The organism is Promicromonospora citrea (assembly GCF_013004695.1).
GTDB lineage: Bacteria > Actinomycetota > Actinomycetes > Actinomycetales > Cellulomonadaceae > Promicromonospora > Promicromonospora citrea.
This window is the reverse complement of sequence record NZ_JABEMG010000016.1, coordinates 24,342-38,910: the sequence shown is the minus strand read 5'-3', so window position 1 is coordinate 38,910 and position 14,569 is coordinate 24,342. Positions and strand designations below refer to the sequence as shown.

The window sequence follows — 14,569 nt, the reverse complement described above, 5'->3', positions numbered from 1 at the left end:
CCCCGCTCACGCCGCCGGCAGCCCCGCGATGCCGGTGTCGGCGTCGGTCGGCCGTCCGCCCCGGCGCCCGCCGGCCATCTCGTCGCGCACCAGTCGCACCCAGAGCAGCACGGCGAACCCGCCGAACACCCACCACTGCAGCGCGTAGAAGATGTTCTGCAGGTTGGCGTCCGTGCCGCCGTCGATGGTGGGGCGGGGCAGCGCGGCGCCGCCGCCGTCGGCGGGTGAGCCCGGCCCGGCGGTGGCCACGAGGTAGCCGGTGTAGATCGGCCCGCCCCACTCGTTGACGAGGGCACTGAGTGCGATCTCGGGGGTCTGCCCGTCGACGACGGTCGCCGCGCCGGACGTCGCCTCGCCCACCTGCAGCCAGCCGGTCAGCGTCACCTCGTCTGTCGGGTGGACCAGGGCGTCGGCGTCCGCTGGCTGCTCCACCCAGCCCTGGACGACGGCGAGCACCGGCGCGCCCGACAGGTCGGCCCAGGTGTCGCCGCCCGTGCCGTCGTCGGACAGGCGGAACGGGGTGAGCACGAGGTAGCCGGTGCGCCCCTCGAGGGCGCGACCGGGCACGAGGAGCGAGCCCTCGGGCTCGAACCGGCCCGTCGCCCGCACCTCGCGGCCCACCAGCTCGCCGGGGAAGCCCTCCTGCGGGGCGAGCACCTCGCCGAGCCAGGACGGCCCGGCGGCCGCGGCCTCGGCCGCCTCCTGCTGCGCGGCGAGCTCCGCGCGCTCGTAGGCGCGGTCGAGCTGCCAGGCACCCAGGCGGCCGCAGACGAGCGCGGCCAGGAGGAAGACGAGGAGCAGCCCGACCATGCGGGGTTGCCGGGCCACCTCGAGGAAGCCGCGACGCTCGGGCGCAGGAGCGTCGGACCCGGCTGCTGTGGGGGCGCTGGGGGCGCTGACAGGCATGTCTCAACGGTAACCGCCCGCGGAGCCGTCCAGGACGTCACCCTGCGCACACCTCGCGGGCAAGAGCGTTCTGCGTTCGAATGAACGAGCAGCAGCCCGCCGAGCAGGGACCCGCGTCCGGGTCCACGTCCACACGGAGGAGATGCGATGACGACGAGCACCGTTCCCGAGACCCCGGCCGCCGGGTGGCGCGCGACCGGCGTCGCGCCGCCGGAGCCGGAGGAGCTGGAGCGCCTCGACGCGTGGTGGCGGGCGGCCAACTACCTGTCGGTCGGCCAGATCTACCTCCTGGACAACCCGCTCCTGCGCGAGAAGCTGACGCCCGAGCACGTCAAGCCCCGCCTGCTGGGCCACTGGGGCACGACGCCGGGCCTGAACTTCCTGTACGCGCACCTCAACCGGGCCATCGCCCAGCGGCAGCAGCCCACCGTGTACGTCACCGGGCCGGGACACGGCGGGCCCGGCCTCGTCGCGTCCGCCTACCTGGACGGCACCTACTCGGAGGTCTACAGCGACATCACGCAGGACACCGAGGGCGTGCGTCGTCTGTTCCGGCAGTTCTCGTTCCCGGGCGGCATCCCGAGCCACGTCGCGCCCGAGACGCCGGGCTCGATCCACGAGGGCGGCGAGCTCGGCTACGCCCTGAGCCACGCCTACGGCGCCGCGTTCGACAACCCTGACCTCCTGGTCGCGGCCGTCGTGGGCGACGGCGAGGCCGAGACCGGCCCGCTGGCGACGTCCTGGCACTCGAACAAGTTCCTCAACCCCGCCCAGGACGGCGCGGTGCTGCCGATCCTCCACCTCAACGGCTACAAGATCGCCAACCCGACGGTGCTGGCCCGCATCCCGCAGGAGGAGCTGCACGACCTCATGGTCGGCTACGGCTACAAGCCGTACTTCTTCGAGGGCGGGTTCGACGAGGACGAGTCGCCGCTGGAGGTGCACCGCCGGTTCGCCGCGCTCCTGGACGAGGCGCTCGACGAGATCGCGGCCATCAAGGCCCGCGCCGCCGACGGTGACCTCACGCGGCCCACCTGGCCGATGATCGTGTTCCGGACGCCCAAGGGCTGGAGCGGCCCGGCCGAGATCGACGGCAAGAAGACGACCGGCTCGTGGCGCGCCCACCAGGTGCCGCTCGCGAACGCCCGGGACACGCCCGAGCACCTCCAGGTGCTCGAGACCTGGCTGCGGTCCTACCGCCCCGAGGAGCTGTTCGACGACGAGGGCCGCGTGCTGCCGGAGATCACCGCGCTCGCGCCGCACGGCGACCTGCGGATGAGCGCGACCCCGCACGCCAACGGCGGACTGCTGCTCAAGGACCTGCGCCTGCCCGACTTCCGCGAGTACGCCGTCGACGTGCCGGTGCCGGGCGGGTCGACGGCGGAGGCGCCGCGCGTGCTGGGCCAGTGGCTCACCGACGTCATCCGCCTCAACCCGCACACGTTCCGGATCTTCGGCCCGGACGAGGTGGCGTCCAACCGCCTGCAGGCCGTGTACGAGACGACCGACAAGCAGTGGAACGCCGAGTACCTCGGCCCGGACGTCGACGAGCACATGGCCCGCGCGGGCCGCGTCATGGAGATGCTCAGCGAGCACCAGGTGCAGGGCTGGCTGGAGGGCTACCTCCTGACCGGTCGGCACGGCCTGCTGACCAGCTACGAGGCGTTCATCCACATCATCGACTCGATGTTCAACCAGCACGCCAAGTGGCTCAAGGTCACCAACGACATCCCGTGGCGCCGCCCGATCGCGTCGCTCAACTACCTCCTGTCCAGCCACGTGTGGCGGCAGGACCACAACGGGTTCAGCCACCAGGACCCCGGGTTCATCGACCACGTCGTCAACAAGAAGGCCGAGATCGTCCGCGTCTACCTGCCGCCGGACGCCAACACGCTCCTGTCCACGTACGACCACTGCCTGCGCAGCCGGCAGTACGTCAACGTGGTGGTCTCCGGCAAGCAGCCGTCGCCGAACTGGCTCGACATGCCCAGCGCCGTCGAGCACTGCACGCGCGGCCTCGGCATCTGGGAGTGGGCGGGCACGGAGGAGCCCGGCACCACGCCCGACGTCGTGCTCGGGTGCGCGGGCGACGTGCCCACGATGGAGGTGCTCGCCGCGGCCGACATCCTGCGCCGCGAGCTGCCGGACCTCAAGGTGCGCGTGGTCAACGTCGTCGACCTCATGCGGCTGCAGGACGCGAAGGAGCACCCGCACGGTCTGCCCGACCGCGAGTTCGACGGCCTGTTCACGGCCGACCGGCCCGTGATCTTCGCCTACCACGGCTACCCGTGGCTCATCCACCGCCTCACCTACCGCCGCACCGGCCACGACCACTGGCACGTGCGCGGCTACAAGGAGGAGGGCACGACGACGACGCCGTTCGACATGGTCATGCTCAACGACCTGGACCGGTACCACCTGGTGATCGACGTCATCGACCGCGTACCGTCGCTGGGCACGACCCAGGCGGGCCTGCGCCAGCGCATGCAGGACGCGCGGGTCCGTGCCCGCGCCTGGACGCGCGAGCACGGCGACGACATCCCCGAGGTGCGCGACTGGGTCTGGCCCGACGCCCAGGACCAGGCCGACTCCGGCCAGGTGGGCGCTACGCTCGGCACGGGTGGGGACAACGAGTAGCGCCTCCCCCGAAGACCGCACGGAACGACCTCGGAGCCGCATGTGACCGACACGACCCGCAGCATCGTCATCGCAAGCCCGGAAGGCGAGAGCGGGAAGTCGACCGTCGCGCTCGGTGTCCTCGACCTGCTGGTCCGCAAGGGCCGGCGGGTCGGGGTGTTCCGCCCGGTCTCGCGTGCCGCCGCCGGGCACGAGGCCGAGCGCGACCACGTGCTGGAGCTCCTGCTGGAGCACGACGGCGTCGACATCGCCTACGACGACGCGGTGGGCGTGACGTACAAGGACGTGCACGACGACCCGGAGGACGCGCTCGCCCGCATCGTGTCCCGGTTCCACGACCTGGCCACGCGCTGCGACGCCGTGGTGGTGCTCGGCACCGACTACACCGACGTCGCGGGCCCCACGGAGCTGTCGTTCAACGCGCGCATCGCCGCGAACCTCGGCGCCCCGGTGCTGCTCGTCGTCTCGGGCCGCGAGCGCACACCGGAGGGCGTGCGGACCCTGGCGGACGTGAGTCTCTCGGAGCTGGCCGCGCACCACGCGCAGGCGGTGGGCCTCGTGGTCAACCGCGCGGAGCCGGCCGACGCGGCGACGATCCGGGACGTGCTGACCCAGGCCCGGCCGGAGCTGCCGGTGTGGACGATCCCGGAGGAGCCGTTCCTGCACGCCCCGACCGTGGGCCAGCTCCTGGAGGCCGTCGAGGGCACGCTCGTGCTCGGCGACCCGGAGCTGCTGGGCCGCGAGGCGCTGGACCTCCAGGTGGGGGCGATGAGCTTCGAGCACCTGCTGGAGCGGCTGAGCGACGGCGCCGTCGTCATCACGCCGGGCGACCGCATCGACCAGCTCATCGGGCTGCTCGCGACGCACCTCACGCCGTCGTTCCCGTCGCTGTCGGGGATCATCCTCAACGGCGGGTTCTACCCGCAGGGACGGCCCGCCGAGCTGCTGGAGGCGATGCGGCCCCGGCTGCCGATCATCACGACCCCGCTCGGCACCTACCCCACCGCGCGGGCCGCCGCGACCACGCGAGGTCGGGTGGACAAGGACTCCGTGCGCAAGATCGAGGTCGCGCGCGCCCTGTTCGAGCAGCACGTCGACGGCGGGGCGCTCGCCGCGCGGCTCGACCTGCCGCGGCCGCAGGTGGTCACGCCGCTCATGTTCGCCTACCAGCTCATCGAGCGGGCCCGCGCCGACCGACGGCACATCGTGCTGCCCGAGGGGTCGGACGACCGCATCCTGCGTGCCGCCTCGACGGTGCTGGCCCGGCAGATCGCGGACCTCACGATCCTGGGCGACGAGGAGCCGGTCCGCGCCCGGGCCGCCGAGCTCGGCCTCGACATCGCGGGCGCGCGGGTGCTGTCGCCGCACGACCCCGAGCACGTCGAGAAGTTCGCCGCCGAGTACGCCCGGCTGCGCGCCCACAAGGGCATGACGGTCGAGCGCGCGCGGGAGATCGTCACCGACGTCTCCTACTTCGGCACGATGATGGTGCACCTCGGGCTCGCCGACGGCATGGTCTCGGGCGCCGCGCACTCGACGGCGCACACGATCCGTCCGTCGTTCGAGATCATCAAGACGAAGCCGGGCACGTCGTCGGTGTCGTCGGTCTTCCTCATGTGCCTCGAGGACCGGGTGCTCGTGTACGGCGACTGCGCCGTCATCCCCGACCCGACGTCGGACGAGCTCGCCGACATCGCTGTCTCGTCGGCGGCGACCGCTCGGCAGTTCGGCGTCGAACCGCGCATCGCGATGCTCTCCTACTCGACGGGCGAGTCCGGCTCGGGTGCCGACGTCGACAAGGTGCGCACCGCGACCGGCCTGGTCCGCGAGCGGGCGCCCGAGCTCGACGTCGAGGGCCCCATCCAGTACGACGCCGCCGTGGACGCCTCGGTCGCCGCGTCCAAGCTTCCCGGGTCCGACGTCGCGGGGCGGGCGACCGTGTTCGTGTTCCCGGACCTCAACACGGGCAACAACACGTACAAGGCGGTGCAGCGCTCGGCGGGCGCGGTCGCCGTCGGCCCGGTGCTGCAGGGCCTGAACAAGCCGGTCAACGACCTGTCCCGCGGGGCACTGGTGGAGGACATCGTGAACACCGTGGCGATCACGGCCATCCAGGCGCAGGGCGAGGAGGCCGCCGCATGAGCACCGTCCTGGTCCTCAACTCCGGCTCGTCGTCGCTGAAGTACCAGCTCCTCGACCCCGCGTCCGGCGACGTGAAGATCACCGGCATCGTCGAGCGCATCGGCCAGGCCAAGGGGTCGGTCACACAGAAGGCCGACGGCGAGACGATCGAGCGCGACGTCGCCGTGCCGGACTACCGCGAGGCGCTAGCCATCCTCGGGCGCCTGTTCGAGGAGGTCGGACGGCCGATCGCGGAGGCGGGCATCACCGCAGTCGGCCACCGGGTGGTGCACGGCGGCGACGTCTTCACGCAGCCCACCCTCGTGGACGACGACGTCGTGGCCGCCATCCGCGACCTGATCCCGCTCGCACCGCTGCACAACCCGGCGAACCTCACCGGCATCGAGGTGGGCCGCGAGTTTCTCGACGTGCCGCACGTAGCCGTGTTCGACACGGCGTTCTTCGCCGACCTGCCGGAGGTCGCCTCGACGTACGCGATCGACCGGAAGATCGCGGCCGAGCACCGCGTGCGGCGGTACGGGTTCCACGGCACGTCGCACGAGTACGTCTCGTCCGTGGCGGCGGCGCACCCCGCGGTCCAGGAGAAGCTCGCGGCCGAGGGGCGGACGCCGGACTCGCTGCGGCAGGTGGTGCTGCACCTGGGCAACGGGGCGTCGGCGTCGGCGATCCTGGGTGGCCGGCCGATGGACACGTCGATGGGGCTGACGCCGCTCGAGGGCCTGGTCATGGGTACCCGCTCGGGCGACATCGACCCCGGCATCGTGTTCCACCTGATGCGCAGCGGGATGTCCGGGGAGGACGTCGACACGCTGCTCAACAAGAAGTCTGGCCTGCTGGGCCTCTCGGGCGAGAGCGACATGCGTGAGCTGCGCGCCCTGGCCGACTCCGGGGACGGGGCCGCCCGGCTGGCACTGGAGGTCTACCTGCACCGGCTGCGCAAGTACGTGGGCGCCTACGCGGCGGTGCTCGGTGGGATCGACGTGCTGACGTTCACCGCCGGCGTGGGCGAGAACGCGCACCCGATCCGCTCCGGGGTGGTCCGCGGGCTGAAGTACCTCGGGCTGACGATCGACCCGGCGGCCAACGAGTCCCGGTCCGACGATGCTCGGGTGGTGTCGGTGCGGAGCGGGGTCGAGGCGCCGCTGGTGATGGTGGTGCCGACCAACGAGGAGCTGGCTATCGCACGGCAGGCGGTGGAGGTGACGGGGGGCTGAAGGCACGGACCATGCCCCCCAACGGCAGCACCAACATCGGCGCCTCTACCTATAGACGCCGCGCGCGGAGCGTTCGAGCGTGACCATCTGCTCGCTTGTCAGTGGAGTAAACCCTCCGGACATGATCCCACTGAATGAAGTTCCATCGGCCGTTGTCGCTGCCAGCACGCCGCCCTCCATCTCCTCACCAGTAAAGAGATCGGGCGGATCTGCAAACGCAACCCCGGACGGCAGGCCGAGCCGCGGCCTTGACCTAGGTCATGTGGCCCGTTGGCGGAGGAAACGGCCGCCGAGATCCCACTGAGCGACAACCCGTCGGCTGCCGTCGCCGCCTGGTCACATCTGCGTCGTGAACTGACCGTGCACCGGAAACTGCTCGACGAACCGGTGCTCGGACTCCTGCGGGATGACCAGGCGCAGCTCCTGGTCGTCGTCGGTCAGCGCCTCCCACACCGGCGTTCCCGGGTCCAAGAAGAAGAGGTCGCTCTTGTTGCGGGGCCGCGGGTCACGGCTGCGCAGCGTCAGGCTCACAGGCTCTCCCGCGGGCTTGACCCACACCAGGCGACCGGCCTCGTCGGTGGTCACCTTCGCCTTGATCCACTTCTTCTTGCGCGACAGACCGGGCAGCCGCCCGGACGGCGCCCAGAGGACGACCTCGACGACACCGGACCCTACGCGTCCGCGAGCGGCACGGCGAAAGAGCCATCGGGAGAACGCACCGGCCAGCGCGACGCCGGCCACGATAAAGAGCAGGCCGACCAGGTCTTCAGACATTTCTTTCCTATCAGGAGGGAACGCGGCAAAGCGCCTAGCAACCTAGCGGACGCCGAGGTCGCTTCCCGACCGCATCGATACAACCAGCGGGTGATATCTCAAACATCACCCAGCGACCGGCGCGGGCTTGTCCCGGCCGACAGCGCCACTCACGCCATCTCGACACCCTCGGCGCCCACTACGCCGATTCGACAGCCGACCTCGCTACCGACTGCTCGAGCGCGGCCGTCCCCCGGCCGCGCCTCCGCCACCGCCGCAGCCGGCTCCGTCCCCCCGTGTCTCGAACGAACGCAGCAACCGTCTCCGCCATGACGGGCCGCAGCAAGCGCGTCGCCGATCAGTACCGCCCCCGGTGTCGCACCTCGACCGTCCTTGCTCGCATGTCTCGTGCCCCCGTGACACAACTAGAGGTCTGTGCCCTGCCCCTCCGCGCTAGCCTCACCCCGTGACCGTCTACATCGACCCGCCCGCCTGGCCGGCCCACGGGACCGTGTTCTCCCACCTGGTCTCGGACGGGTCGCTGCGCGAGCTTCGGCTCTTCGCCCGGGCGGCCGAGGTCCCCGACAGGGCACTGGACCTGGACCACTACGACGTCCCGGCCGCCCGCTACGACGACCTCGTCGCTGCGGGCGCTGTCCCGGTCGAGGGCGGCGACCTCGCCCGGCGCCTCGCGGGCTCGGGCCTGCGGGTCTCGGGCGCCGAGCGCAAGCGCGCCAAGCGCGCCGCACTCCGAGCCCGGTGGGACGCGCTGTGGGCGGACCCGACCCTCGCGAGCGCCGCGGGCGAGGACCTGCTCGACCGCTGGCGCGAGCCGCACCGCGTCTACCACTCGCCCCTGCACCTGGCCGTCGCGCTGTCCGCGCTCGACGACCTCGCCGCCGCGCAGCCGCTCGCCGACCGCGAGCTCTGGCGTGCCCGCCTCGCCCTCTGGTTCCACGACGCGGTGCACGACGGCACAGCCGGCCAGGACGAGGAACGGTCGGCGGAGCTGGTCGGGAAGCTCCTGGGCCCGCTGGCCGGTACCGGTGTGACCACGGCCGACGTCGACGAGGTCGCGCGTCTCGTCCTCGTCACCACGGACCACGACCCCGCGCCCGACGACGTCGTCGGCGGCCTGGTCAGCGACGCCGACCTGGCCGTCCTCGGCGGCAGCCCCAGGGTGTACGCCCGGTACACGCACCAGGTCCGCGCGGAGTACTGCGACGTCCCCGACCCGCTGTTCCGCGCGGGACGCGCCGAGGTGCTGCGCGGCCTGCTGGACGGCGGCCCGCTGTTCCGCACCGCGCCGGGCGCGGCCCGCTGGCAGGACGCCGCCGCGGCGAACCTCCGCGGCGAGCTCACCGCGCTCGCCGCGTGACCAGGCAGGACGCGGTACCGTTCCGCACGTGACCCCGCTCAAGGCCGCCGCACTCGTCGCGGGCGTGCTCGCCGCCGCGTTCGTCGTCCCTGTCGCCGCCGTCCAGGCGACCGGCCACCCCCGGGTCCGCCGCCGCGCGGAGGAGGTCGAGAAGGCCGACGCCGTCATCGTGCTCGGCTGCGGTCTGAACAGCGACGGCACGCCGTCGATGTACCTGCGCCGACGCGTCGAGGGCGGCGCCGAGCTGTTCCGCGCGGGTCTCGCCCCCACGATGATCCTGAGCGGCGACGCGCACGACCGCCCCGACGGCACCCGCTACGACGAGCCCGGCTCGATGCGCGCCTGGCTCCTGGACAACGACCTCGGCGTCCCCGACGACGCCATCGTCCTGGACCGCGAGGGCTTCAACACCACCGCCACGTGCCGCCGCGCCCACGACCTGTACGGGGTGCGCACCGCCGTCGTCGTGACGCAGGACTACCACCTGCGCCGCACGCTGTTCTCGTGCGTCGAGGCGGGCCTGGACGCGGTGGGGTTCGGCGTGAGCTCCACGAGCGTCCGGCCGGTACGCCGCGCGTGGTGGCAGGTGCGCGAGCTGCTGGCCAGCTGGAAGGCCGCCGTCCGCTCCCTCGCGCGACCCCGGCCCCGCTGACCCTACTTCTTCTTCGGCGTGACCCAGAGGTGGATCGTGCCCTCGACCACCACGCTCCCGTCGGCCAGCACGCCGCGCACGCGCACGGGCAGGTCCTTGTCGTCGCCGTCCCACTGGGCCTGGTCGGTCTCCGCGATGCAGGTGACATCACCGGTCGACTTCGCGAGGTAGGCCACCTCCATGCCCTTGGGCAGCCAGCGCTTGTCCGCCGGCACCGATGCCTCGGCGAGCGACCCCATCGCCATCTCGAGCCCGTTGCAGACGGCGATCGCGTGCACGGTCCCGATGTGGTTCCGGTTGCGCCGGCGGTTCGGCACGACGACCTCGCCGTAGTTCGGTCGCATGTCCACCACGCGCGGCGCGATCGAGCCGAAGTAGGGGGCCTTGAACCGGAAGGCCCACGTGAAGATCCGCTTCCCGAGCGGCTTGCCGACCACCGGCAGGGAGTTCGCGGTCTTCCAGAAGGCGTACAGCTGCGTCGTCATGCGGCCGAGCGTACCGGTGAAGGCTCTTCACTCACCCCATCCGCAGCCGGCGCATCGCCGACAGCGCCGTCGTCAGCACGCGGCTCGGGGTCTCGCCGCCCAGGCCGTACAGGGTGTCGAGCGTCGCGCCGAACCGCGACCCGCGCGAGGTGACGACCGTCTGCTGGCGCGTGAGCCCGTCGATCGACGCCGCGCCGTGCCGTGCGCCCAGCCCCGACGCCTTCCAGCCGCCGAGCGGTGCCGCGACGGAACCCCAGGTCAGCGTGTACCCGTCGTTGATCGCGACCGACCCGCACTCGATGCGCTCGGCCACCCGGCGCGCCCGGCCGGTGTCGCGCGACCAGACGGCGGCGTGCAGGCCGTACTCGGTGTCGTTCATGACCGTCACCGCGTCCTCGTCGCAGTCGACGCGCGTGATCGTCACGACCGGCCCGAACGTCTCCTCGCGCGCGACCTCCGCCTGTGCGGGCACGTCGTCGAGCACGGTGGGCGCGTAGAAGTACGGGCCGACGTCGGCGCGGTGCACCCCGCCGGCCAGCACGCGTGCGCCGCGCGCCAGCGCGTCGTCCACGTGGGCCGTGACCTTGTCGAGCTGCGCCTGTGAGGTCAGCGACCCGACGTCGGCCGTGTAGTCGAGGGCCGGGCCGAGCCGCAGCGACCGCACGGCGCGCACGAACTTGGCGACGAACTCGTCGGCGATCGCCTCGTGCACCACGAGCCGTTCGACGGAGACGCACAGCTGGCCGGCGTTCGCGAAGCAGGCCCGCACGATGCCGGGCACCGCGGCGTCGACGTCGACGTCGTCCGCGACGTAGAGCGCGTTCTTGCCGCCGAGCTCGAGCGTGGCCCCGATGAGCCGCTCCCCCGCCCGCGCCGCGACCTTCCGGCCCGTCGCGGTGGAGCCGGTGAAGGCGATGTGGTCCACGTGCTCGACGAGCTCCTCGCCGACCTCGCGCCCGCCCGCGACCACCTGGAACAGCCCGGCGGGCAGCCCCGCGTCGTCGAGGGCCTCCGCGGCCCACAGGGCGGTGAGCGTGGTCTGCGGGTCCGGCTTGAGCACCACGGCGTTCCCCGCGAGCAGCGCGGGCAGCGCCTCGGCGAGCGCCAGCACGAGCGGGTAGTTCCACGGCGTGACGGCGCCGACGACGCCGATCGGCCTCCGGTGCACCCGGACCCCGGTGAGCAGCGGGATCATCCCCGCGTGCCGGCGCGAGGACAGGTACCGCTCGCCGCGCACGGCGTAGTGCCGCGCGACCTGCGCGATGTCGGCGACCTCCTCGAAGGCGGCACGGCGCGCCTTGCCCGTCTCCAGCTGGATCAGGTCGAGCGCCTCGGACTGCCGCTCCAGCACGAGCTGCCCGAGCCGCTGCAGCACCCCGGCACGCTCCCGGACCGGACGGCGCGCCCAGGTCCGCTGCGCGACACGGGCCCGGACGACGGCGGCCGCGACGTCCTCGGCCGAGGAGACCGGGAAGGTCACGAGCGGCGCCCCCGTGAACGGGCACATGGACCGGTGCGTGCCGGACCCCTCGGAGCTGGCGATCCGAGCCACGAGAGGTGCCATCACCTCGGGCTCGAGGACGAAGGTCCCCTGCGGGTGCTCGGGGTCGAGCACGCCGCCGACCGCACCACTCGCCGCTGCGTCGGCTGCTGCGTCGTCGATCATGGCGGTCACCCTACGCGCAAAAGCCTGCTTCACGTATTGATAGGTGTGTGAAACTGACTTTCACAGGCGCGGAGCCCCGCAGGTTCGCGGCCCCGTGCTCCAGGTGGTGAAATACCGCGCGAACGGGCCGCGGACGAGGTGTCAGGACTGGTCGACCCAGCGCCCCAGCACGGTGCACTCCTGGTCGGTGTAGCCCAGGCGCGCGTAGAAGCCGAGCACGTCCGTGTTGGTCGTGCGCACCATGAGCTGGACCTTGCGCGCGCCGCGCGCCACCAGCCAGGCCTCGGCCGCGACGACGGCCGACCGGCCCAGGCCCGTGCCCTGCAGGTCCGGCGCCACCGCGACGTAGTACAGCCAGCCCCTGTGCCCGTCGTGCCCCGCCATCGCCGTCGCCACGACACGCCCCTCCGACCGCGCGACGAGCACGGTCGAGGTGCCGCCCGCGCGGGCGTCCGCGACGTCGGCGTACGGGTCGTTCCACGGCCGCGTCAGCCCGCACTCCCGCCACAGCGCGACGACCTGCTCGACGTCGGCGTCCGTGATCTCCTCGAACTCGCCGTCGGCAGCGGGCGCCGCCGCGAGGACAGGGGCGAGCCGCTCCCCCTCAGTACCCACCGGCGATCACCGCGGCTGGTACGGGGACACGACGACCTCGACCCGCTGGAACTCCTTGAGGTCGGAGTAGCCGGTCGTGGCCATGGCCCGACGCAGGGCGCCGACCAGGTTGAGCGTGCCGTCGGCCTGCTTGCCCGGGCCGAAGAGGATCTCCTCGAGCGAGCCGACCGAGCCCACCTCGACGCGCTCACCGCGCGGGAGCTGCGGGTGGTGCGCCTCCGGGCCCCAGTGGAACCCCCGGCCGGGCGCCTCGCCGGCGCGGGCCAGCGCGGCACCGAGCATGACGGCGTCGGCGCCGCAGGCCACGGCCTTGACGATGTCGCCGGAGTGCCCGACCCCGCCGTCCGCGATGACGTGGACGTACCGGCCGCCGGACTCGTCGAGGTAGTCGCGCCGCGCGGCCGCGACGTCGGCCACCGCCGTGGCCATCGGCGCGTGGATGCCCAGGCTCACGCGCGTGGTGTGCGCGGCGCCGCCGCCGAAGCCGACCAGCACACCGGCCGCACCGGTGCGCATGAGGTGCAGCGCGGCCGTGTAGGTCGAGGCACCGCCCACGACGACGGGCACGTCCAGCTCGTAGATGAACCGCTTGAGGTTGAGCGGCTCGGCGTTGCCCGAGACGTGCTCCGCCGAGACCGTGGTGCCGCGGATGACGAACAGGTCGACCCCCGCGTCGACCACCGTGCGGTAGAACTCCTGGGTCCGCTGCGGTGTGAGGGCGCCCGCGACCGTGACGCCCGCCGCGCGGATCTCCTTGAGGCGCTGCGTGATGAGCTCCGGCTTGATGGGCTCGGCGTAGATCTCCTGCATGCGGCGCGTCGCGTCGCCCCCGGGCAGCGCGGCGATCTCCGCCAGCAGCGGCTCGGGCGACTCGTAGCGCGTCCACAGGCCCTCGAGGTCGAGCACGCCGAGGCCGCCGAACCGGCCCAGCGCGACGGCGCTGTCCGGGCTCATCACCGAGTCCATCGGGGCCGCGACGATCGGCAGCTCGAAGTGGTACGCGTCGATCTGCCAGCCGACCGAGACGTCCTTCGGGTCACGCGTGCGCCGCGAGGGCACCACCGCGATGTCGTCGAAGGAATAGGCGCGCCGACCGCGCTTGCCGCGTCCGATCTCGATCTCGTTGCTCACCCGCCAAGCCTACCTATCGCACCTGCGGCGGCGCGCCGCCGTCCGTGATGTGCGCGGGCGGCGTCCGAGACCGGGTGTCAGTGACCGGTGGCATGGTTCTCCCTGGACGCACCGGGAGGCCGCACGGTCCGGGGACGGCGGCGTGGGCCGCGCGGCCCACAACCCGGATGAGCAGGGAGGACACCATGAACGAGACCTGGATCCACAGGCCGCTGCTCGGCTTCGACACCGAGACGACGGGCGTGGACGTCGCGGGCGACCGCATCGTCACCGCCGCCCTCGTGCTGCGCACGCCCGGCGTGGGCACGGACGTCCGGACCTGGCTCATGGACCCGGGCGTCGAGATCCCGCGGGAGGCCTCCGCCATCCACGGGATCCCGACCGAGCACGCGCGCGCCCACGGCGTCGCACCCCGCGAGGCGCTCGAGGAGATCGCCGCGCAGCTCGCGTACCACCTCGCCGACGGCGTCCCCGTCGTCGCCTACAACGCCGCCTTCGACCTCTCCCTGCTCGACGCCGAGCTGCTGCGCCACGGCCTGAAGACCCTGCCCCAGCGCCTGGGGCGGCCCGTCGAACCGGTGATCGACCCGCTGGTCATCGACCGCTGGCTCGACCGGTACCGACCGGGCAAGCGGCGCCTGGGCGACCTGGCGCAGTGGTACGGCGTGGTCTCCGAGGGCGACCTGCACACCGCAGAGGTCGACGTGCTGGCGACGCTCGACCTGCTCGAGGCCATGGCCCGCCGCTTCCCGCAGCTCGCCCGCATGCCGCTCACCGACCTGCACCAGCAGCAGATCGGCGCGCACCGCCAGTGGGCCGTGTCCGTCAACGCGTGGCGCCGCGACCAGGGGCTGACCGGCCCCGAGGCGTCGGGCACCTGGCCGGTGCGGCACGCGGGGTGGCCGCGGTGAGGTTCGGCCGCGGGCGGCGAAACAGCATGGTTACCAGGAGCAATCAAGGAGCAACTGGGGCGAAACGGTCCAGAATCTC

General features: G+C 72.7%; 12 protein-coding genes. 6 read left to right on the top strand and 6 right to left on the bottom strand.

The annotated features are described in order from the left end of the window. Positions 1–6 precede the first annotated feature (6 nt). Positions 7–906: an SURF1 family protein gene (locus HLB15_RS05330; protein ID WP_171104268.1), complete on the bottom strand. Its 900-nt coding sequence runs from the start codon at positions 904–906 to the stop codon at positions 7–9. A gap of 147 nt (positions 907–1,053) precedes the next feature. Here HLB15_RS05330 and HLB15_RS05325 point away from each other — a divergent pair, with 147 nt between their 5' ends. The 3 genes from HLB15_RS05325 to HLB15_RS05315 are packed head-to-tail and all read left to right on the top strand — an operon-like array spanning position 1,054 to position 6,899. Next, positions 1,054–3,543: a phosphoketolase family protein gene (locus HLB15_RS05325; RefSeq protein ID WP_171104267.1), complete on the top strand. Its 2,490-nt coding sequence runs from the start codon at positions 1,054–1,056 to the stop codon at positions 3,541–3,543. 42 nt (positions 3,544–3,585) lie between these two features. Beyond that, positions 3,586–5,685, top strand: a complete 2,100-nt coding sequence (gene pta, locus HLB15_RS05320; protein ID WP_171104266.1) for a phosphate acetyltransferase — start codon at positions 3,586–3,588, stop codon at positions 5,683–5,685. Beyond that, complete coding sequence (locus HLB15_RS05315) at positions 5,682–6,899, top strand: acetate/propionate family kinase (RefSeq protein WP_171104265.1); 1,218 nt, start codon at positions 5,682–5,684, stop codon at positions 6,897–6,899. The genes pta and HLB15_RS05315 overlap by 4 nt, the downstream gene beginning before the upstream one ends. A 336-nt stretch (positions 6,900–7,235) precedes the next feature. On the opposite strand, the gene HLB15_RS05310 is transcribed toward HLB15_RS05315, so the two are convergent. Further along, positions 7,236–7,673 carry a hypothetical protein gene (locus HLB15_RS05310; RefSeq protein WP_171104264.1) on the bottom strand — a complete coding sequence of 146 codons (438 nt, stop codon included), beginning with the start codon at positions 7,671–7,673 and terminating at the stop codon, positions 7,236–7,238. Positions 7,674–8,118: 445 nt separating this feature from the next. Here HLB15_RS05310 and HLB15_RS05305 point away from each other — a divergent pair, with 445 nt between their 5' ends. Next, complete coding sequence (locus tag HLB15_RS05305) at positions 8,119–9,030, top strand: DUF4031 domain-containing protein (protein ID WP_171104263.1); 912 nt, start codon at positions 8,119–8,121, stop codon at positions 9,028–9,030. Between the two features lie 28 nt (positions 9,031–9,058). Then, entirely contained in the window at positions 9,059–9,682 is a 624-nt protein-coding gene (locus HLB15_RS05300; protein ID WP_171104262.1) for a SanA/YdcF family protein, read from the top strand. A 2-nt stretch (positions 9,683–9,684) separates the two neighbouring features. On the opposite strand, the gene HLB15_RS05295 is transcribed toward HLB15_RS05300, so the two are convergent. From HLB15_RS05295 to HLB15_RS05280, 4 genes are all read right to left on the bottom strand, one after another. Next, positions 9,685–10,167 (bottom strand): hotdog fold domain-containing protein, encoded by a 483-nt coding sequence (locus HLB15_RS05295; RefSeq protein ID WP_171104261.1) that lies wholly within the window; start codon positions 10,165–10,167, stop codon positions 9,685–9,687. Positions 10,168–10,198: 31 nt separating this feature from the next. Next, entirely contained in the window at positions 10,199–11,833 is a 1,635-nt protein-coding gene (locus tag HLB15_RS05290) for a succinic semialdehyde dehydrogenase (RefSeq protein WP_171104260.1), read from the bottom strand. A 141-nt stretch (positions 11,834–11,974) separates the two neighbouring features. Further along, positions 11,975–12,448 carry a GNAT family acetyltransferase gene (locus HLB15_RS05285; RefSeq protein ID WP_171104259.1) on the bottom strand — a complete coding sequence of 158 codons (474 nt, stop codon included), beginning with the start codon at positions 12,446–12,448 and terminating at the stop codon, positions 11,975–11,977. A 6-nt stretch (positions 12,449–12,454) separates the two neighbouring features. Continuing rightward, positions 12,455–13,579, bottom strand: coding sequence for a GuaB3 family IMP dehydrogenase-related protein (locus tag HLB15_RS05280; protein WP_171104258.1), 1,125 nt, complete (start codon positions 13,577–13,579; stop codon positions 12,455–12,457). A gap of 185 nt (positions 13,580–13,764) precedes the next feature. Between HLB15_RS05280 and HLB15_RS05275 the strand changes: the two genes are divergently transcribed. After that, on the top strand, positions 13,765–14,490 hold the full coding sequence (locus tag HLB15_RS05275) for an exonuclease domain-containing protein (protein ID WP_171104257.1): 726 nt from the start codon (positions 13,765–13,767) through the stop codon (positions 14,488–14,490). Positions 14,491–14,569 lie beyond the last annotated feature (79 nt).